This is a genomic window from Marinovum algicola (assembly GCF_900109145.1).
GTDB classification, from domain to species: Bacteria; Pseudomonadota; Alphaproteobacteria; order Rhodobacterales; family Rhodobacteraceae; genus Marinovum; species Marinovum algicola.
In genome coordinates this window covers 274,545-292,943 of sequence record NZ_FNYY01000001.1, presented here as the reverse complement: position 1 = coordinate 292,943, position 18,399 = coordinate 274,545, and the positions used below count along the sequence as shown (strand labels likewise).

Here is an 18,399-nt window from a genome sequence, read left to right as displayed (position 1 = left end):
ACTTACCAAATATCGGAAACGCGAGCAAGACCTTCAAATATTGACGCATTAACAAGTATTTTGGCAAGACCAAATAAGGGCAGGAGGATAATATATGCCCAGGATCGAAGCCGTCACCGCCGAATTGTTCACCCTGCCGCTCTCCGAGGTGCTCAGCGATGCAACGCAAGGCGATCACACGCATTTCGAACTGGTGATCGCCCAGATACGGCTCGACAGCGGTGTCACCGGCTCCGCCGCGCATCCCCGAGGCGCGCCGATGTCAGCCCGGCGCCGCCACCATCGCTTGCAGATCGAAGATCGGCAACAGAATCGCCAGCACCACGACCAGAACGAAGCTGCCGACGATCATCATCAGCAGCGGGTCCATCAGCGCGGCGATGCGCTTGCGGTCGTTCTCCAGCCAGCTTGCCACCAGCCGCGCGGCGCGGTCGGCCATGGGCGCCACCCGCGCGCTTTGCTCGCCAGCGCCGATCAGCTGGCAGCAGACCGGCGGAATCACCGTCAGCTGCGCCAGGGCGCGGCTGAGGCTTTCGCCCCGTTGCAGCGCCACCGAGACCTCGGCGGCCTCGCGCTGAAACCGGCGGATGGTCAGGACACGCTCGGCGCTGCGCACCGCATCAAGCGCGGTCTGCCGGCTCGAGATCACCAGCGCCAGGGTCCGGAGATATTGCAGTGCGGCGGCGTTGCGGATCAGCCGGCCGGCAATCGGCAATGACAGGCGGAACCCGTCCCAACGGTCGCGCAGGCGCGGCACGCGCAGCGCCAGCCGCGCGGCGGTCCCGGCCACGATTACCGCAACCAGGCAGGCCAGCCAGTTGGCTTGCAGCCAGTCCGAAACCGCCAGCAGACGCAGGGTGATCCCCGGCAGCGGCTGGCCGGTCGCCTCGAACATCGTGACCAGCTGCGGCGCGACGCTGGTGACGAGGATGGCGCAGACCACCAGCGAGACGGCGGCAACGAAGGCCGGATAGATCAGCGCCGTGGCCAGGCGCGACTGGTCCTGTCCGGCGGTTTCCAGGTGGTGGGCCAGCTCGTTGACCACCCGTGCCAGCTCGCCCGATGTCTCGCCGGCGGCAATGGCGGCCAAAAAATACGGCGGAAACCCGGCATCGCTGTCACCCAGCGCCCGGCTCAGGCTCTCGCCTTCCTGAAGTGCGGCGCGAGCGGCATTGGCCACCGCTTCTATGCGCTGCGATCCGCCCGAGCTGCTCACCGTCTCGAGCGCCATGTCGACCGCGATATCGGCCGAGAGCAGCACCTCGAGCTGACGGGTGAAAACCGCGCGTTCATCGGCGCTGAGCACGGTGCGCGGTCGCAGAAAGGCGATGCGGCGCCCGGCGGCGCGGGCTTCGATCTCGGCCGGAAACAACCCCTTGGCGCGCAGCTGGTCATTGGCCTGGGTCCGGGTCTCGGCCACCAATGTACCGCGGCGGCGCTGGCCCGAAGCGGTATAGGCGGTGTAGCGAAAGGCGGTCACGGGCTGGTGCCCACGACCCGCGCCACCTCGCGGAAATCGGTGGTGCCGGCGCTGACCAGGCGCAGCGCCTCGCCCAGAAGTGTCTGTTGCGGGGTGAGCGCCAGCGCCTTGAGCCGCTGTTCCGGCGCGCCCTCGTCAATCGCGGCGCGCAGCGCGTCTGTCACCGTGGCGATCTCGTATATCCCGGCCCGTCCGGCATAGCCGCTGCCATTGCACTCCGGGCAGCCCTCGGCATGGAAGACCTCGGCCGGGGGGCTCATCTCCACCGCGTCAAAAGCCGCGCGAGCCACCGCATCGGGCGGTGCCGCGCGGCGGCAGGCGGGGCAGAGCTGACGCAACAGCCGCTGCGCGATAATCGCGCGGACGGTGGCGGCGATCAGGTAATCCTCGAGCCCGAGGTCGCGCAGCCGGATGATCGCCGCAACCGAGGAATTGGCGTGCACCGACGAGAACACCAGATGGCCGGTCAGCGCCGCCTGCGCGGCGACGCTCGAGGTCTCCTGATCGCGGATTTCGCCGACCAGGATGATGTCGGGGTCCTGGCGCAGCGCGGCGCGCAGCCCGGCGGCAAAAGTCAGCCCGATCTCGGCGTGGATCTGGCTCTGGTTGATGCCCGGCAGATCGTATTCGATCGGGTCCTCGACGGTGAGGATGTTGCGCTCGGCCTGATTGGCGAGCTTGAGGAGGGAATAGAGCGTGGTGGTCTTGCCCGCGCCGGTCGGCCCGGCGGCCAGCACGATGCCATGCGGCGCGGCGCTCAGCGCCTCGAGTTCGGCCACCTGCGCCGGGCGCAGCCCGAGATCGGCCAGCGGCATCAGCCCGGCGGTCTTGTCGAGCACCCGCATCACCACCCGTTCGCCGTAGTTGCCCGGCAGCGTCGAGACCCGCACATCGATCGAGCGCCCGCCATAGCGCAACGCGATATGGCCGTCCTGCGGCAGCCGGGTCTCGGCGATGTCGAGCCCGGCCATCACCTTGAGCCGCGAGATCACCCGCCGTGCCGGGGCGCCGGCGCGGTCATAGATCGTCTGCAAGGTGCCATCGACCCGGATGCGCGCGCGCAGCCCGCCTTCATGCGGCTCGACATGCAGGTCCGAGGCCTGGGCCTCGACCGCGCGGCGCAGGAAATGGTTGACCAGCCGGATCACCGGTGCGTCGCTTCCGGTGTCGAGCAAATCGGTCGGCGGCGCCTCGAGCGAGCTGTCGTCCAGCACCACGCTGTCCTGCGCCTCGACCTCTTCGGGCGCGTCCTGGCCATTGCCCTGATAGGCGGCCATCAGCCTGTCCTGAAAAGCGTCGGCGTCGAGCTGGGTGAAATCGACCGGGGCATCAAAGGCGCGGCGCAGGGCCTCGCGCAGCCCGGTGGGCGTGGCTTCCGGCCCGGCCACCAGGGCGCCTTCGGACAGCACAACCTGATGGTCGCGGGCGAAGGCGAACGGAAGCTGTGCCCTTGTGCTCATGCCCTCACCTGCTGAATTCGAGCCTTTTCGGCAGGGCCGGCATCAGCCGCTCGATCACCATGTTGTCCGAGGCGCCGGCCTCGAACGGCTGGTTCAGATCGGCACCGTCGAAGGGCAGCCGGCCCTCGGGGATCGTCGGATAACGGCCATCGTCGCGCGGCGCGATCCGCTCGGTCACAAGCCGGGCCTCGCGGGCGATCTTTCGGGTGTAACGCGTCGCCTCCTCGGCGCTGTCTAGGATGCGGGGCCGCAGCATGATCAGCAGCACCCGCTGCCCCGACGCGACATTGCGGCCGCGAAAAAGATTGCCGATGATCGGCGCCCGGCTCAGCCCCGGCACCCGCTGATCGTTGACGCCCGAGCCGTCCTCGACCAGCCCGCCGAGGATGATCACATGATCGTCGCGTACGATGGCATTGGTCGACAGTGTCCGTTTCGAGGTGATCTCGCCGCCGGCGGCAGAGGCGGAATTGGTCAGGTTCGAGACCTCCTGATTGATCTTGAGCCGCACGTTGTGATCGGCGGTGATCTGCGGCGTCACCTCGAGCGTCAGGCCGACATCCTCGCGCTGGATGGTCTGAAAGGGATCATTCGGGATGGCGCTGTCGCCGACGGTGGAATAGCTGCCGGTGACAAAGGGCACGTTCTGCGCCACGACGATCCTTGCCTCTTCGTTGTTCAGCGTCAGGATCGAGGGGGTCGACAGCAGCCGGGTCGAGCTCTGGCTGGCCAGCGCGGCAAGAAAGCCGCCGATGCCGGACTCGCCCCTGACCTGCCGGCCACCCAGGAATCCGCCGCTGCCGGGCGCCGAGATATTGCCCTGAAGCACTGAGCTGACCAACCCGGTCAGCGTCGGGCGACCGTCGAGCGAGAACTCCACCCCGCCGACCAGCGCATCGTTGAGCAGCGCGCCGAACTGCACCGAGAGATCCGAGAAATTCTCGACCGACAGCTCGAAGACCACCGCCTCGATCAACACCTGGCTGGGCTTCTGATCGAGCGCCGCGATGGATTGCGCCACGGTCTGGATGCGCTCGGTCGGGCCGGTGATGATCAGAGAATTCTGCTGCGGCTCGGCGACGATATTGATCTCCCCGCCCGAGCTGCCGTCTTCGCCCGTCGCGGCGCCGAAAGAGCGCTGGATCACCGGCTCCAGCTCCTTGGCATCGGCATAGTTCAGTCGCACGACGACGGTGGCAAAGCTGCGCTGCGGCGTGTCGAGCTGGCCGACCAGCCGGCGCACCCGCTGCCGATAGGCCTTGTCGCCCGAGACCACCAGCGCATTGGCGCGGGAATCGGCCGAGACATTGCTACCTTCGGGCCCGAGATCGAGCGATTGCACCACCGCCAGCAGCTCCACCGCATTGGCGTTTTGCAGTCGGATGGTCTCGATCGCGTCGCTCCGCGGGGTGTCGAGCCGGGCCACCAGCGCCGAGATCCGCTGATAGCTCTCGAGCCGGTCGGAGAGCACCAGCAGGTTGGCATCCGGCACCGCCGTCAGCACCGCCTCGCCAGCGACCAGCGGGCGGATCACGTCGACGATGTCGGTCACCGGCACGTTGTTGACCGGGATCACCCGCGTCTGATAGCCGCCGCTGCCCACCACCCGCGGCGGCGCCAGCTCGCGCGCGACATCAAGCGGCACGATGCGGTCGGCCTCGGTGCCCTCGACAATGGTCAGCCGGTTGAGTTCGAGCACATTGAGAAAGATCTCGTAGAGCGCCGCCGGCGTCACCTCGCGCGGGGCCAGCACGGTGACCGTGCCCTGCACCCGCGGATCGAGGATGAAATTGCGCCCGGTGCTGTCGGCGACGATCGAGACGAAATCCCGCAGGTTGGCCTGGCGCATGTCGAGCTTGACCTGCGCCGCGCCGGTCGTGGCCACCGCGAGCCAGATCAACCCGGCAAGAAAGAGACGCTCAACTGTCTTCATCAATTTGCACTTTCAATGTCATGCGCGCCCCGGCCCGCAGAAGCTCAAGCTCGAAATCACGTTGCCGCAACAGCTCCGGCGCGGCCTGGCGCAGCGCGTCGATATCGCCCGCCGGTACGCCGTTCAGCGTCAGGATGATGTCGCCCTTGCGCAACCCGACCTTGTCATAGAGCCGCCCGTTGCGCACCCACATAATCTGCTGCGCCAGATTGCCGTTGCCCTGATCGACGATCTTCGAGCCCCCGGCCAGCCCAAGCGATCGCTGGAACCCGTCGTCGCGCAGCGCCGAGAGCGACAGGCTGGCACTTTGCACCGCCGGCGCTGGCGCGAGTTCTGCCGCAACCATCGGCGCCTCGGCCTCTTCGTCGAACCCGATCAGAAATTCCTTGTCATCCAGAGAGATGCGCACGCCATCCGGCTGAATCTCGATCACCTCGGCTCCGCCCGGCAGCACCGAGCCGACACTGACCAGGTGATCGCCGCTGTCGGCCGAAACGATGGCCCAGCCCCCCTCGCCGCCCGCCACCAGCCCCTTGAGGCTGAAATCCGGTGAAGGCTCGGGCGCGGCGGTTTCGGTGGCGGCCACCGGCTCCGGCGGGATCTCGCCGAAAAGCGCCGGCCAGAGCCACTCGGCGCGGCTCTCGGCGGCCTCGGCGCGGGCAGTCGGATCAAAGGTGACACGGCTCAGCGGGATTTCCGGGCTCGCGGTCAGGATCAGCGCCAAGGCGCCCCCGCCCAGCCCCAACACGGCGGATCCGACAAGCGATAGAATGTGATCTGCCCGAAACACGAGTTGCGCTTCGCTCCTCCATGGGTGCCGCCAGCCTCATCGGCGAGTATATTATAGTGTTGCGCCCGGTCCCCTGTGAATGAAAGACAATTTCCAGCAGATTGAACCAACGCGAACTTTTGATATAGTTTAGAAAAAAAGAGGCAGAATTTCAAATCAATTCAATGGGTATGAGCATGGCACGACTCCGCGTTCCGGCCGTGGTCGGACTGGCCCTGCTGGGCTTTTCGGGCTGTACGGATCTCGCCGCCCCGTCCGGTGGCGGCTTTCAGCAGCAATATTTCGCCGCGCGCGATGCCCTGGAAACCGGGCGTTATGATGCGGCCGCCCGCAGCTATCAGAAACTGTTGAAAAACTACCCCGCCGGCGCGGTCGAGGCCCGGCTGATGCTGGAATTGAGTCACGCCCAGCTGCGTGGCGGCGACTACGAAGCCGCCTCGCGCGCGGCGCGCAGCCTGGCCGCGTCGCAGACCGGGCCGGTGCGCGGCATGGCGCTGGCGGTGGCGGCCTCGGCCGACCACGAGATCGCCCGGAGCGCGATTGCCGCCGGCGACCGGGGCGCCGCCACCCGCCAGCGCCTGCAAGCGGCGGCCTCGGCGCTCGATGAGCTGCTGGCGGAATATCCCGGGCTCGACATCGGCAAGGCGATGGCCCGGCGCCGGGCGCTGATCACCAGTGAACTCGCCGCGCTGGGCTAAGCGCCTCAGCGCAGCGGCAGACGTGTCCGCACTTGCCAGCCGCCGGCCTCGAGCCGGTCGGCCAGTAGGTCGAGCGATTGCCGCCAGGCCTCCGGCATCGCCTCGCGCGGGGTGATCCGCGCATCCAGCGTGGCCTCGGCACCGCCGATCAGGCCCGACAACCGGCCCTCGAGCGCAACCGCGGGCCCCGCCAGCTCGAACCTGAGCCGCCAGGCCCCGCCGGCGTCGGTGGCGATGTTGAAACTGCCGTTGCCGAGCAGCGTGCCATCATAATACGCGCCGAGGATGCGCCCCGCCCCGGTCAGCCGCTCCAACCGCCGGGCGGCGGTGACGACACTGGCCTCGAGCCGGTCCAGCCGCACCTCGCCGCGGGCACCCAGAGCCGGCAGCGCCGCCAGGTCGAGACTGCCGCTGCCGTCTTGCAGCCGGGCGTGACTGAACGGGGCGGGCAGCAGCAGATGTGCCGAAGCCTGCGCGCCGGTCGTGCCGGCCGTCACCCGCCAGCGCGGCGCGCCCGCCTCGAGGCCGGCCCAGGCCCAGGTGAGCGCGATATCCTCGGGCCATGGCATTCCGGCCGCCACCTCGGCGCGGCCGCTGACCAGCCCCGCGGCGTCGTCCAGCCCGGCCGTCCAGGGCGGCAGGCTCTCCGGCGCGGCCTGGCGCAGATGGCCGACCGCGCCAAACAGCGCCACCGCCGACAGCAGTCCGACCAGCAGGCCGAAAATGCCCAGCAGCACCCTCATGCTCCCGGCTCCAGAACCAGCGCCACCGCGACATAGCCCGGCGCGCCGAGGCTCTCGATCGAAAAGCTCTCGGGGGTGTAGCCCGCGGTGTCCGCCAGCCCTGCAAACCACGGCATGAACCGGCCAAAGGCCACGCGGTCGAAACGCAATGCCACCCGGTCCGCGCCCTGGTTCGACAGCGACGAGACCGCCGCGCGCAGACCGGCGTCAACAAGGCTCTGTTCCAGCCCCGACATGCCCGCAGCGGGTGGCGGACCGGCCTCGCCGGCCGGATCCTCCACTGGCGGATACAGCCGCGCCTGGGTGCTGACCCAGAGGTGCAGCTCGCGCGCCTCGGCCAGCCTCTGGCTCGCGGCCTGACGGGCCTCGACCAGCGGCAGGAGCACCAAAAACACCACCGCCAGCGGCAGGGCGCCCGCCACCAACAGGCCGACCAGCCTGCGTTCACGGCGGCTGAGCGCGGAAAGGCTGTCCGAGACCGGGATCATCGCAGCCCCCTTTCCGCCGCACCCGGCGCCGCCACGATTTCCACCAGCGCCGCTACCCGCGCATCGGCCTCAGCCGAGGAATTGACCACGCGCGCCCGGATTGCGCCCCCGTTCAGCCGCGCGACCACCTGCTCGAGCGCGGCAAAATCGCCGACCTCGAGCTCGACCCGCAGCGGCGTGCCGGCGGTGCGCGTGACGCGGCGCAGGGTGACCGGGCTCTGCGCCAGCACCTGCGCCGCGGCGTGCAGCACATCCATCGAGCCCACCCCCTGCGCAGGGGTGGCCTCGGCCGCCTGCCGTTCGGCCACGACACGGCCCACCTGAAGCCGCAGGTTGAGGATCGGCCCGCTGGGCAGGAACGCCGCGCGCGCCACCTCGGTGGCGGCGTCGCGCTGGCGCTGGGCCGCGGCCTCGATCCGCGCGCCGTCGATCCAGAGCGCCGCCGCCAGCGCCGCCAGCCCGGCTGCCATCGCCGCCATCGGCCCGCGCCAGCGCCGTACCTGCCGCCGCACCGCCATCCGGTCGGCAGCAGGATCGCGGAACAGGTTGAAATCGGCCTCGCCATGGCCCAGCAGCGCGGCTTCGTCCGGCCAGCCGGCGTGGATCTCGGCCGAGGTCGCCTCGAGGACGCGGCGCAGGGTCTCGGACACCGGGCTGTCACAAAGGTAGACACGCTGTGGCGCCCCGGATCGCGCCAGGACCGCGCGGAGCTGCGCCAGCGCCACCGGCAGGCCGGCGGCAAAGCCATCGGCCGGGCCGAGCCGCGCCAGCACCCGTTCGCCCTCGGGCAAACAGCGCAGCGCCCAGCCCTCGGCCACCACCGGCAGGACCAGATAGTCGGGCAAGAGCGCGGCGACCCGCCGCCCCTGCTCGCTCAGCCGGTCACGCCAGTCGCGCGCGCGCTCTGCCGTGACCACAAGCGCCGCCGCCGCGCCGTCGCGGCCGGGCCGGTTCACCCGAAGCTCGACCGCGTCGAGACTGTCCTGAAGCAGGTTTTCCACCTGCTGGCGGGCGACCTGATTGCGGATGCCGTCGCGCAGACGCGCGGGCAGATCGAGCGGAAAGAGCGGCGCCGCCTCGCCCGGCACCACGGCGATGAAGGCGCCGCTTGGGGGCGGCGCATCGCCGCTGTCCATCCGCCAGATATCCGGCATGGTCCTCGTCTTGCGGCCCGTCATGGCAATGTCATTCTATAGGTTTCCGTTACCGTGCCGCTGCTGAGACTGCGATGCAGCCAGATCATCCTGCTTTGGCGCTGATCGTCCAGTGCGACATCGAGTGCGGCGGCGAAATATTCGCTCACGACGCGAAAATCCCGCGGGGCCGGACCGGCGGCGACCTCGCGGCGCAGGATCGTGCCGGCGCGGCTGGCGAAATCGCCGGCAGAGACAAAGGGCGCGGCCGCCCGCTCGCTTAAGAGCTTCTCGGCATCGCGCAGCGCGGCGCCCGGCAACACAGCGGCCAGCACCGGCGCGCTGGCGGTATTGACGTTGAGCCCGGTGCCCAACGGCAAGGCCGCCACATGCGGCGCAAGCGTGTCAAAGGCCGCCTCGGTCATCCCCGGCACCCGGCGCAGTTCGGCAATGGCGGCGATTGTGCCGCCGGGCGCGGTCACCGGCAGGGCGCGGTTGTAATAGGGCGCCGGATTGGCCGGGCCGCCGGGGCGCAGATGCTCGGTCACCGCGCGACCGAGCCGGATATCCAGCCCGAGCACGCGGATCAGCCGCTCGAAGGCCGCCTGCGCCGGGCCGGCGTTGTCACTGGCCAGCCAGTTGAGGTTGAACCGGCCTTGCAGGTCCGAGATGCGACCGGCGAGCACACCCCGGTCGATCGGCACCGAATAGCCCTCGGTGGCCCAGATCTCGCCGTCATGGTCGATCTCGGCGCCGGCTTCCCAATCGGCCGTCAGCACCTGGGCCACCAGCGGCGTGCCCGCATCGAGATAGAGCGCCATCTGATCGCCACCGTGGATGGCGGCCAGGCGCGTGGTATCGCCCACCGCGAGCGACAGCACGGTATTGGCCGCAGCGGTCATCGCCACCACCAGAAGCAGCGCGTTGAGCAGCACCACGCCCCGATCACGGCCGCTATCCCGCCACCGGATCATCGCGCCGCCACGATCCGGAGATCGCCGTGATCGCCGGTTCTCAGCGTGACTTCCACCGCCCGGGGCAACCGGGTGCGCGAGGCGGCCTCCTCCAGCCCGAAATCGCTGACCCAGCCGGTCTCGGTCAGCGCCCGGACCTGAAGCGCGCTGACGTCGCGCAGGATCACCTGGTCTGGCCCGGCGACGCTGGCATTGAACGGCGCCAGGTCGCGCCAGTAACGGCGGCGCAGGGTGCCGCTGGCCGCGTCAAGCCGCCATTCGGCCCGGCCCAGCCCGGTCTCCTGCGTGCCGGGCAGCCGCCCGACACCGGCAAGCGAGAGGCTGAAGCGGCCGTTGGCGGCATCGGCGACAAAAGCCGGCTGGCGGTCGTCCTGCCCGTCCGGCGGTACAAAGGCAAAGGGCGCAAGCGCGTCGAAATCCGCGCGCAGGCGGGTCAGCGCTTCGCCCAGCTCCCAGGTTGCTGAATGGCGGGCGCCAAGACGGTCCTGCAACAGCACCGTCGCGCTCAACGCCTGCAACCCCATCACCGCGATCAGCGAAAAGATCGCCAGCGCGGCGGTGAGTTCCAGCAGGGTCAGCCCGCGTTCGGATGTCATCCTGCCGCCTCCTCTTCGCCAACAAAGCCCACCACCAGCGCACCTTCGCCCCCGGGCCCCACCGCCTGGATCCTGAGCTCGGTGTAGCCGCCGAGGGTTTCGGTCTCGGTCACCGCGAGTTGCCAGTCGCGGCCGGCATAGGTGACGGTCTCGGGCAGGCCGCGCGCGGCCTCGGCGCCCAGCGCCCGGAACTCCGCCGCACGATTGAGCGCCACCTGCTGTGCAAACAGCCGCTCCGGCGCGCCGCCGATCTGAAGCCGGGCGGCATCGAAGGCCCGCAGCGCCGCCACGGTGCCGATCGACAGCACCAGCACCGCCACCGTCACCTCGATCAGCGTCAAGCCGCGCTCGCGCGCCCGTTTCGCACCTGCCTGTCTCAGCTTTCGCCGTCGCATGCCAGCGCCCCCCAGCCATCGGCGGCGCAGGTCCAGACCTGTCGTCCGGCTTCGAGCCGCAGGTCGAAGGCGCTGGTGCGGCCGTCGGGCAGCAGCGCAATGATCACACGGCCCAGATCATCCCGCAGCGCGCCATAGCCGGCGGTGGCGGTGACCAGACCGTCAAGCGCGGACTCGGCCCCCTCGGGCTGCCATCCGCCCTCTCCCGGCGCCATCCGCGTCACTCCGGTCGGGCTGATCGCAAAGCGCGCCTCCCTCCGGGTCAGAATTGCCTCGCGCCGCGCGGTCGCGAAAGTCTGTTCCAGCCAGGCCACGTCGCGGCTGCCGCGCGGATCGCGCAGGTCGATGGCCAGCACCGCGCCGAGGCTCAGGATCGAAAGGACCGCGACGACGATCATCAGTTCCACCAGCGAAAACCCGCTTTGAGGCGTTATTCGACCTGCCATGTCCCCAAATCCGCGTCACTTCCGCTGCCGCCTTCGCGCCCGTCGGCGCCAAGCGAAAAGATGTCGAAACTGTCATGGATACCGGGCTGAAGATATTGGTACGCGCGCCCCCAGGGATCGCGCGGCACCCGGTCGATATAGCCCTTGCTGGCATAATTCTCGGGCACCGGCGGCTGGCTTGGCCGTTCGACAAGCGCGGCAAGCCCCTGTTCGGTGGTGGGATAGCGGAAATTGTCGAGCCGGTAGAGCTCGACCGCGCTCTTGAGCACCGAAAGATCGGTCTGCACCCGCGCCGCGCGCGCCTGATCGGGCCGGTCGATCACCCGGGGCACGATGACCAGGGCGAGGATCGACATGATGACCACGACGACCATAAGCTCCAACAGCGAGAAGCCCGCGTCCCGGCCTTGCGTTTTCGAGGGAATGTGGTTGTTTTCAATCATGGAATTATCAATGCCGCGAGGAGAACATGCATCGAGCCTATCCGATGATTGAGCAGCGCTCAATGTTGTTGCGGCTGGTCGGCATCGCGGTTGCAATCGCGCTTGGCATGCTGGTGACCGATCTGGGGGGCGCGGCGCTGCGGCGGCTTTTCCTGCTGGAAAATGGCACCGTGCTGCGGGGCGAGCTCTGGCGGCTGGTGACCGCGCATCTGGTCAATCTCAGCCGTGTGCACACCCATCTCAACATCCTCGGGCTGGGGCTGATCCTGGTGAGCCTGTGGTCGATCCTGACACCCCGGATGCTGGCGCGCGCGATCCTGCTCTCCGGCGCGGCGATCAGCCTGGGCTGGCTGGCGCTGATGCCTGCCGGGGTCACCTATGTGGGATTTTCCGGCATCACCCATGGCGTGATGACCTTTGGCGGGCTGGTGATGCTGCGGACCGGGCCACGCTGGTTCGGCGGGCTAATCCTGGCCTGCGTCGCGGCCAAGCTGGGGCAGGAATTCTTCAATGGCGCGGTGCCGGGCGCCGATGCGGCGATTGGCGGGCGGGTCAGCTTCGTGTCGCATACGCTGGGCACCCTGGGCGGAGCGCTGGCCGCGCGCGAGGGGCCGTTCTGGCCGCGGCTCGGTGTCGGGCTGGTCTGCCTGATGCTGTCGCTGATCCATGCCGAGCGCGAAGCGGCGGCGCTGCCGGCGGCGGTCACCGCCGATGGATGATCTCTGGCTCTGGCTTGCCGTGTTGCTGGCCGGGCCGGTGGGCTCGTTCCTGGCGGTCTGGGCCGAGCGCAGCTGTGACGGGCGCTCGCTCTCGGCGCCCTCGGCCTGCACCGGTTGCGGCAGGCGATTGGCGGCGCGCGACCTGATCCCCGTGGTATCCTTCCTTCTGCGCAGGCGGCGTTGCCGGTACTGCGGCGCCGCCCTGCCCTGGCGCTTGCTGGCGGCAGAGGTTCTGGCGATCGCCGCGGCGCTGGCGGCCATCGTGGTGACAGAGACTTTGCCGGGGCTGGCGCTGACCCTCGGATACCTCTGGCTGTTGCTGGCGCTGGGATTGACCGACCTGATCTGCCTACGGCTGCCGGATGTGATGACCGGGCTGCTGTTTGCCCTCGGGCTGGGGCTGGCCTGGCTGGACGGCCGGGGCCCGGGCAATGCGCTTGTCGGCGGGGCAATCGGCGCCGTGACGCTGTTGGCGTTGCGCTGGGGTTATCAGGGCCTCCGGGGCCGTGAGGGCCTGGGGCTGGGCGACGTGAAACTGGCCGCCGGCATCGGCGCCGGGCTGGGCGCGCTGGCGTTGCCTTGGGTGGGCCTGCTGGCCTCGCTGGCCGGGCTGGCGGCGGCGGCGCTGGGGGTCTTCGGCCGCGCCAACCGCGACACGCCCCTGCCCTTCGGCGTCTTTCTTTGCGCGGCGGCGGGGCTTGTCCTGCTGTGGCGGTGACGACTCAGGCGCCCAGGAGCGCCGGAATCCGCTCGACCACCATGTAGGTTGCCACCAGACCGAGGATCACCAGAACGCTCTTGCGGGCCAGTTCGGCCCCCGGTGCGGTGGCCTGGCGCAGCCCCCAGAACAACGCCAGCACCATCGCCACGATAGCCAACTGGCCGATCTCGATCCCGACCGTGAAAGCCGCCAGAGCCGGCACCAGATCGGGCGAGCCGGGCCCCAGCAACCGGGCGAGAACAAAGGAAAACCCGAAGCCGTGCAGCAGGCCGATCAGCACGTAAATCGTGGCAGAGGCGCGCATCCGCAGGTAGCTGGTGATCGCCGCCATGATGATCGTCGCGGCAATCGCCGCCTCGACGGCGGGGATGAACCACGCGCTTCTCGGGGCATACCCAAGGAACCCGGCGGCCAGCGTGACCGCATGGCCCAGGGTGAAGGCGGTGATGTTGCGCAGCAGGCTCAGCGCGGTCGTCGCGGCAAGCGACATGGCCACCACAAGGAAGACATGATCGATCCCTTCGAGGATATGAACGATGCCCTGATAGACATATTCCGCCGCCCAGCCGATCCAGCCCTCGGGCAGCGTCAGCGGCCGTTCGAGCTGGCCCGGGCGGGTGAAGCTGCGCGGCGTGTCGCTGCGGGCATCGACCACATGATTGTCGATCCTGACACCTTCGGCCAGGGTCAGCGCCGGCAATCCGGCCTCTACCGTCAGGGGCAGCAGCAGGGCCTGCGCGTCCAGCCGCAGCCGCATGGCGACATAACCCGAACCGATGCTCACCGGCCCTTCGGGCGACGGCGTGGCCAGCAGCGCGGCCGCCGCCTCGACCGAGGCCAGCCCCTCGGGCGGCGGCCCCGGCAGGATACGGAACGCCTCGATCTCGGGCGTGATCTCGCGTGGGCCGACCCGCCAGCGAAGACTTTGTGCCAGTCGCGCGGCAAAAGCCTCTGACGCGGCATTGGCGGCCTCGGGCAAAAGAATGACGCCGGGCGCATCGGCGGGGCCGACGGTGGCAAGAAACCCCTCGGTGTCCTTTTCGCCGCTCAGCACATCGGCAAAAACCAGCGGGATCGGCGAAAAGACAAGAACCTCGGTCAGGCCCTCCGCCTCGCTCAGAAACATATGGCGGATCTTGGTGCCGAGGCTGAAATGCGCCTGCGCCGCACCGGCGATGACAAGGAAAAGACACGTCAGGATATAGATTGCCCGCTGCGCCGGGAAAAGGCGGGGACGTCGCTTGGAAAAACAAATCCGCATGAATTCGCAAGGCTCCGGGTTGATAAAATTCAAGTCACCGAATTACTTGGTAAGTGTGACAATAATTTGCGCGGCCGGCATCACCGGCATCCTTTTTCACCGCGACCGCAGTCCGCGCGCGCCTTGGTGAGGCCAGCGCCCGGGGTACGGACACTCTATGGATGCAATCTTTGGACACTCCGTCAAGTATCGCAACAATGTCCGTGGATTGCCAAATCTGCACCCGCAATCGCGCTCCGCTTGTTCCAACTGAGTCGAAATGCCGATCATCGCCATAATAAACTTCACGTTAACAAAGCGTTACAGCAAGAGTTGACGCAGGGACAATACGGCGTTTATCCTCTTCTCATAGATTTTATCGTTTAACCGGGAGTCCGGTCGTGCGGAATATACTGCCGCTATTCTTTTTAATTTTCAGCCTGGTCATTCCGGGTGCAGCGCTGGCCGCATGCGAGACTCGCGACACCCGCAGCATCGACGTGGTCATCGGGCAGCTTGATGCCGGCTCTTATCTTCGCGAAGGATTCAGGATCAGCCCGGACGGCACATTGAGCCGTGCGCTCTGGAACGACGGAAACAATTTGCTCGGCCGGTCCCAACTTGTCGACCTTGGGGTAGAGGCATATCAAAGCGCCCTGGCGGATATTTCCCGCACGCAGCCGCGTCACGCCATGGTGCCCAACGATGGCACGATCCCTTCGCCTCCGACATTTACCGTCGAGATCGCCTATCTCGAACCCGGCGGCAAAACCCGCTTTGTCTTCCGCATTGCCGCCACGCCGGCGCTGAGCGGGTTGATCGAGGCCTGGCGCGGCGCGGCGCCAGTGAGTGCGCCGCCCAGCGGAAACTACATCTGGTCCATTCTGGCGCCAAACAACCCCGGTCGTGCCGATCTCGCGCTTTCCGCGGACGGCTGTGGCGGGGACATTGAAAAGAATTTGGCTGAGGCACTTGGCGGAAGTCACATTGTAACCCGTACCGACAGTGCGTTCCGGGGGTTCGTCGAAACCAACCCGGGCCGGTCCCGATTCATAGCGGACCTGCCGGACGGCCACGCGTATTTTGGTATTCTTTCGGGCAGGTGACCGCTTAGCGGCACTCATGCGCCCGATGGATGTTTGTTCGAAAAACCATTGATCCAGGGGGAGTTCGTCTGATGAAGCATGTACGACACACTATAGCCAAATTATTGGCGACCGCCGGGGTGGCCTGTTTGGCGGCCCAGCCGGCCTATGCCGCCTCAAGTTGGTTGTCGACGGTGACAACCATCGAGAATGGCGCGCGCACGACCTACAGTGCCGGGGAACTGAGCAGCCGACCGCTGCCAAGGGCCACCAGCACCACCGCGGTCTTCGATCTCAGCATCTCGCTCGAGGAAAACCCGCAGGGCGACGACGAGTATCCGGAAGAACCGACACCGGCCACGGATGACGACGACCAGAACAAATTCGAGAAGAAAATCGAAGAATTCGCCGACGCCGTCTTCCAGATGACCAACGGCAAACACAAGATCGGCAAGGTCACGATCTTCCGCGATGGCGATCAGGCCAACAACACCGACGTGCAATGGAAGGAAAACTGCACCGACAGCGATCCGACCACTACGGCCCCCGGGCCGCGGGCCAATCCGAGCGGCTTTGGCGTGGCGGGCGCCCGGATCTATTTCTGCACCAACTGGGAAGGCGCGCCGACGCTGATGGACACCCCCAAAGGCGCAGGGTTCACCCTGGCGCATGAATGGGGACATTACACCTACGGCATCTATGACGAATATGTCGCCAACTGCGGCCAGACGCCGGAAACCAACTGCGTGATCTTCTTCCCGCGCTCGACCGATACCGCCTCGTCGCCGTCCATCATGAACGGCCAATGGACCGCGGTCAGCGGCAGCCAGGACTGGCTCGAGGTTTCGACCCTCGGCGTCGAACCCTATGCCACACAGGCCGATGGCGACGACAAGAACGGTCAGGCCAGGGTGTTCGGCGAAAACGGATGGGCCACGCTCACGCGTGATCCGGCGACTGACCCGCGGCACAGCTTCCTGCCGACGCGGACGCAATACACCAACCTGGTGGCACCCACCGCGCCGAACCTGATCGTCAACGATGACGAAAGCACCGCCCGCAGCGAGCTTGACATCATCTGGGCCGGCAATCAGGTGGCGGAACTGATGATCGACACCTCGGGGTCGATGTCAGGCACGCCGATTTCCAATGCCAAGACCGCGGCCAGCCTTCTGGTCGGCCAACTGACCCCGGGCGAAAACGCCGTCGGCGTCGGCCGGTTCACCAGCAGCGCCACCCAGGTCTTTGCGATCACCGATATTCCTGATCCGGATACCGGCGTGCGCAGCGGCGCCCAGACGGCCATCGCCGCCTTCAGCGCTGGCGGGGGCACCGATATCGAGGACGCGGCCTTGACCGCGCTGGCACAGGTGCAGGGCTTCCAGGGCGGCACCCGTCCCTCGGTGGTCTATCTGCTGACCGATGGTCAGAGTTCGGTCAATCAGACGACCGTGATCAACGCCTATACCGCCGCCAAGGTGCCTCTGGTGACCTTCGGCTTCGGCTCGGGCGTGAACGCCGGCCTGTTGCAGAGCCTGGCCAATGGCACCGGCGGGCAGTACTTCTTCTCGCCCACCACGCTGGCGCAGATCCAGCAGGCCTTTGTCGCTGCCAATGCCGCCTTCTCGTCGAGTGTGGTTGTGCAATCGACCACTGCGGCGGCCACCGCCAGCACCACCGACGTGCGCAATGTCACGCTTGACAGCTCGCTGGCGACAGCGGCGATCAACGTCTCCTTCGCGGGGGCGGTGACCGATGTCTCGCTGCGGCTGCTCGACGGCACCGGCGCGGACACCGGCGCGGCCTTTACCTGCAACGCTGGGGCCGAGGTCTCCTGTGACGCCGAGGTCGACGTTACGACCCTGGGCGCAGGGCAATACGGGGTCGAGGTGGTGAACAACACCTCGAGCGACATCGATGTTTCGGTTCTGGTATCGGGGACACCCTCGGACTTCGAGAGCTATGACATCGCCGTCGAGTTCAACAACGTGAACTATCCCCAGAGCTTCGCGATCGAAGCCACCGTCACCGACGGCCCGGCAATCACCGGTCTCGACGTGACGGCGACGGTGACCAAGCCGGACAGTTCGACGGTCAATCTGCCCTTGCTCGACGACGGCAAGAACTCCGACCGGCTGGCCGACGACGGCACCTACACCGCGGATGTGCCCTACGACATGGACGGCACCTATACCGCGGTGGTCACCGCCGAGAACACGTCAGGCAATGCGCAGACCACCTTCACCGCGACTGCGATCTCGGTGGATGAAAACGGCAATGGCGTGACCCCGACACCCACCAACATCACCGAGATGTTCACCCGCGTTGCGGTGACCAACGCGGCGGTGACGGGTGTCGCACCCGACGATCACAGCAATGATCCGTCGGTGCCCGGAGCCTGTACCGCAATCACCGACAACAACGTCGATACCGCCGGGCGGATCGACGCGGCCGGCGACGTGGACTGCTTCTTCTTCACGCCGACCTCCACCGCCAATGATCTGATCGCCCGCGTGACTTCGCTGGCGCTGGACATGCAACCTGTGGTGCGGGTCTACGACGCGACCGGTGGAACCGAGCTGCTGATGGTCGACCTGTCGACCAGCGCCAATGCGGCTTCGGGGGCTGTGGCCACGGTTCCGGCCTCTTCGCTGGATGCCGCGGGTCACGTGGTCACGGTGGAACACGCCGATGCCACGGCGGCCATGGGCAACTATGCGGTCTCGATCGGGGCAAAACTGGCCTCGGATGAGCCGGTGAAAGTGCCTGATGGCGGCGGCAACGGCGGCGGCGGCGGCGGCAATGGCGGCGGCGGCGGTTCCGGCGGCGGCATCGGCCCCTGGGGCGTGATGTTCGCGGCACTGCTCGCCCTGATCGGCCTGAGACAGCGGCGTCGCATCATGTAATCGCTGGCGGAGATCAGCAAAAGAAGGCCCGGATAATCCGGGCCTTCTCGGACCACTGGCAAACCCCGTCATTTTGGCGGGGTTTTGTTTTGACGTGTGAGGTTCGGAGCTGGTTCCAGGCCTGCGGGACATGGCAGCCCATGGTGCCA

At 67.6% G+C, this 18,399-nt stretch carries 19 protein-coding genes; 6 read left to right on the top strand and 13 right to left on the bottom strand.

The genetic code is table 11. The annotated features are described in order from the left end of the window. Window positions 1–262: 262 nt before the first annotated feature. Genes BMW90_RS01465 through BMW90_RS01450 form a run of 4 tightly spaced genes read right to left on the bottom strand, consistent with a single transcriptional unit; the run spans window position 263 to window position 5,621 of the window. Complete coding sequence (locus BMW90_RS01465) at window positions 263–1,480, bottom strand: type II secretion system F family protein (protein ID WP_074834463.1); 1,218 nt, start codon at window positions 1,478–1,480, stop codon at window positions 263–265. Then, on the bottom strand, window positions 1,477–2,940 hold the full coding sequence (locus BMW90_RS01460) for a GspE/PulE family protein (RefSeq protein ID WP_074834461.1): 1,464 nt from the start codon (window positions 2,938–2,940) through the stop codon (window positions 1,477–1,479). The genes BMW90_RS01465 and BMW90_RS01460 overlap by 4 nt, the downstream gene beginning before the upstream one ends. Window positions 2,941–2,944: 4 nt before the next feature. Further along, window positions 2,945–4,873 carry a type II secretion system secretin GspD gene (gspD, locus tag BMW90_RS01455; protein ID WP_074834460.1) on the bottom strand — a complete coding sequence of 643 codons (1,929 nt, stop codon included), beginning with the start codon at window positions 4,871–4,873 and terminating at the stop codon, window positions 2,945–2,947. Next, window positions 4,860–5,621 (bottom strand): type II secretion system protein N, encoded by a 762-nt coding sequence (locus tag BMW90_RS01450; protein WP_170850495.1) that lies wholly within the window; start codon window positions 5,619–5,621, stop codon window positions 4,860–4,862. Before BMW90_RS01450 ends, gspD begins: the two co-directional genes overlap by 14 nt. A gap of 218 nt (window positions 5,622–5,839) precedes the next feature. Between BMW90_RS01450 and BMW90_RS01445 the strand changes: the two genes are divergently transcribed. Further along, complete coding sequence (locus tag BMW90_RS01445) at window positions 5,840–6,361, top strand: outer membrane protein assembly factor BamD (RefSeq protein WP_170850494.1); 522 nt, start codon at window positions 5,840–5,842, stop codon at window positions 6,359–6,361. Window positions 6,362–6,366: 5 nt separating this feature from the next. On the opposite strand, the gene gspN is transcribed toward BMW90_RS01445, so the two are convergent. The 8 genes from gspN to gspG are packed head-to-tail and all read right to left on the bottom strand — an operon-like array spanning window position 6,367 to window position 11,579. Then, a complete protein-coding gene (gene gspN / locus BMW90_RS01440) occupies window positions 6,367–7,104 on the bottom strand; it encodes a type II secretion system protein N (RefSeq protein WP_139211155.1) in 738 nt (245 codons plus the stop codon). Beyond that, the gene (gene gspM / locus BMW90_RS01435) at window positions 7,101–7,592 is read right to left on the bottom strand and encodes a type II secretion system protein GspM (protein ID WP_074834453.1); all 492 of its coding nucleotides are present in this window, start codon (window positions 7,590–7,592) and stop codon (window positions 7,101–7,103) included. Before gspM ends, gspN begins: the two co-directional genes overlap by 4 nt. Continuing rightward, complete coding sequence (gspL, locus tag BMW90_RS01430; protein ID WP_170850493.1) at window positions 7,589–8,746, bottom strand: type II secretion system protein GspL; 1,158 nt, start codon at window positions 8,744–8,746, stop codon at window positions 7,589–7,591. The genes gspM and gspL overlap by 4 nt, the downstream gene beginning before the upstream one ends. 20 nt (window positions 8,747–8,766) lie before the next feature. Continuing rightward, a complete protein-coding gene (gspK, locus tag BMW90_RS01425) occupies window positions 8,767–9,699 on the bottom strand; it encodes a type II secretion system minor pseudopilin GspK (protein ID WP_074834449.1) in 933 nt (310 codons plus the stop codon). Further along, window positions 9,696–10,295, bottom strand: a complete 600-nt coding sequence (locus BMW90_RS01420) for a type II secretion system protein GspJ (RefSeq protein ID WP_074834448.1) — start codon at window positions 10,293–10,295, stop codon at window positions 9,696–9,698. The genes gspK and BMW90_RS01420 overlap by 4 nt, the downstream gene beginning before the upstream one ends. Continuing rightward, complete coding sequence (locus BMW90_RS01415; RefSeq protein ID WP_074834446.1) at window positions 10,292–10,690, bottom strand: type IV pilus modification PilV family protein; 399 nt, start codon at window positions 10,688–10,690, stop codon at window positions 10,292–10,294. The genes BMW90_RS01420 and BMW90_RS01415 overlap by 4 nt, the downstream gene beginning before the upstream one ends. Then, window positions 10,672–11,136: a prepilin-type N-terminal cleavage/methylation domain-containing protein gene (locus BMW90_RS01410; RefSeq protein WP_074834445.1), complete on the bottom strand. Its 465-nt coding sequence runs from the start codon at window positions 11,134–11,136 to the stop codon at window positions 10,672–10,674. The genes BMW90_RS01415 and BMW90_RS01410 overlap by 19 nt, the downstream gene beginning before the upstream one ends. Next, complete coding sequence (gspG, locus tag BMW90_RS01405; RefSeq protein ID WP_048530035.1) at window positions 11,121–11,579, bottom strand: type II secretion system major pseudopilin GspG; 459 nt, start codon at window positions 11,577–11,579, stop codon at window positions 11,121–11,123. The genes BMW90_RS01410 and gspG overlap by 16 nt, the downstream gene beginning before the upstream one ends. Window positions 11,580–11,605: 26 nt before the next feature. Here gspG and rrtA point away from each other — a divergent pair, with 26 nt between their 5' ends. Together rrtA and BMW90_RS01395 are read left to right on the top strand one after the other, a co-directional pair. Then, on the top strand, window positions 11,606–12,298 hold the full coding sequence (gene rrtA / locus BMW90_RS01400) for a rhombosortase (protein WP_074834443.1): 693 nt from the start codon (window positions 11,606–11,608) through the stop codon (window positions 12,296–12,298). Continuing rightward, window positions 12,291–13,016 (top strand): prepilin peptidase, encoded by a 726-nt coding sequence (locus BMW90_RS01395; RefSeq protein WP_074834441.1) that lies wholly within the window; start codon window positions 12,291–12,293, stop codon window positions 13,014–13,016. Before rrtA ends, BMW90_RS01395 begins: the two co-directional genes overlap by 8 nt. Before the next feature lie 4 nt (window positions 13,017–13,020). Here the strand turns inward: BMW90_RS01395 and BMW90_RS01390 are convergent, their stop codons facing one another. Then, window positions 13,021–14,145, bottom strand: a complete 1,125-nt coding sequence (locus BMW90_RS01390; RefSeq protein WP_170850492.1) for a HupE/UreJ family protein — start codon at window positions 14,143–14,145, stop codon at window positions 13,021–13,023. On the opposite strand from BMW90_RS01390, the gene BMW90_RS26600 reads away from it, so the two are divergent. From BMW90_RS26600 to BMW90_RS01380, 3 genes are all read left to right on the top strand, one after another. Continuing rightward, entirely contained in the window at window positions 14,146–14,646 is a 501-nt protein-coding gene (locus tag BMW90_RS26600; protein ID WP_170850491.1) for a hypothetical protein, read from the top strand. A gap of 14 nt (window positions 14,647–14,660) precedes the next feature. Beyond that, complete coding sequence (locus tag BMW90_RS01385; protein WP_074834438.1) at window positions 14,661–15,365, top strand: hypothetical protein; 705 nt, start codon at window positions 14,661–14,663, stop codon at window positions 15,363–15,365. A gap of 173 nt (window positions 15,366–15,538) precedes the next feature. Then, complete coding sequence (locus BMW90_RS01380; protein ID WP_170850490.1) at window positions 15,539–18,250, top strand: VWA domain-containing protein; 2,712 nt, start codon at window positions 15,539–15,541, stop codon at window positions 18,248–18,250. Window positions 18,251–18,399 lie beyond the last annotated feature (149 nt).

What these genes read in the sequence shown, in the direction of transcription:
- gspL (WP_170850493.1), bottom strand. Translation starts at nt 8,746, where the DNA reads ATGCCGGATATCTGGCGGATGGACAGCGGCGATGCGCCGCCCCCAAGC.
- BMW90_RS01390 (WP_170850492.1), bottom strand. Translation starts at nt 14,145, where the DNA reads ATGTTTCTGAGCGAGGCGGAGGGCCTGACCGAGGTTCTTGTCTTTTCG.
- gspD (WP_074834460.1), bottom strand. Translation starts at nt 4,873, where the DNA reads ATGAAGACAGTTGAGCGTCTCTTTCTTGCCGGGTTGATCTGGCTCGCG.
- gspG (WP_048530035.1), bottom strand. Translation starts at nt 11,579, where the DNA reads ATGATTGAAAACAACCACATTCCCTCGAAAACGCAAGGCCGGGACGCG.
- BMW90_RS01395 (WP_074834441.1), top strand. Translation starts at nt 12,291, where the DNA reads ATGGATGATCTCTGGCTCTGGCTTGCCGTGTTGCTGGCCGGGCCGGTG.
- BMW90_RS01445 (WP_170850494.1), top strand. Translation starts at nt 5,840, where the DNA reads ATGGCACGACTCCGCGTTCCGGCCGTGGTCGGACTGGCCCTGCTGGGC.
- BMW90_RS01410 (WP_074834445.1), bottom strand. Translation starts at nt 11,136, where the DNA reads ATGGCAGGTCGAATAACGCCTCAAAGCGGGTTTTCGCTGGTGGAACTG.
- rrtA (WP_074834443.1), top strand. Translation starts at nt 11,606, where the DNA reads ATGCATCGAGCCTATCCGATGATTGAGCAGCGCTCAATGTTGTTGCGG.
- BMW90_RS26600 (WP_170850491.1), top strand. Translation starts at nt 14,146, where the DNA reads ATGGCGGATCTTGGTGCCGAGGCTGAAATGCGCCTGCGCCGCACCGGC.
- BMW90_RS01415 (WP_074834446.1), bottom strand. Translation starts at nt 10,690, where the DNA reads ATGCGACGGCGAAAGCTGAGACAGGCAGGTGCGAAACGGGCGCGCGAG.
- BMW90_RS01420 (WP_074834448.1), bottom strand. Translation starts at nt 10,295, where the DNA reads ATGACATCCGAACGCGGGCTGACCCTGCTGGAACTCACCGCCGCGCTG.
- gspM (WP_074834453.1), bottom strand. Translation starts at nt 7,592, where the DNA reads ATGATCCCGGTCTCGGACAGCCTTTCCGCGCTCAGCCGCCGTGAACGC.
- BMW90_RS01460 (WP_074834461.1), bottom strand. Translation starts at nt 2,940, where the DNA reads ATGAGCACAAGGGCACAGCTTCCGTTCGCCTTCGCCCGCGACCATCAG.
- gspN (WP_139211155.1), bottom strand. Translation starts at nt 7,104, where the DNA reads ATGAGGGTGCTGCTGGGCATTTTCGGCCTGCTGGTCGGACTGCTGTCG.
- gspK (WP_074834449.1), bottom strand. Translation starts at nt 9,699, where the DNA reads ATGATCCGGTGGCGGGATAGCGGCCGTGATCGGGGCGTGGTGCTGCTC.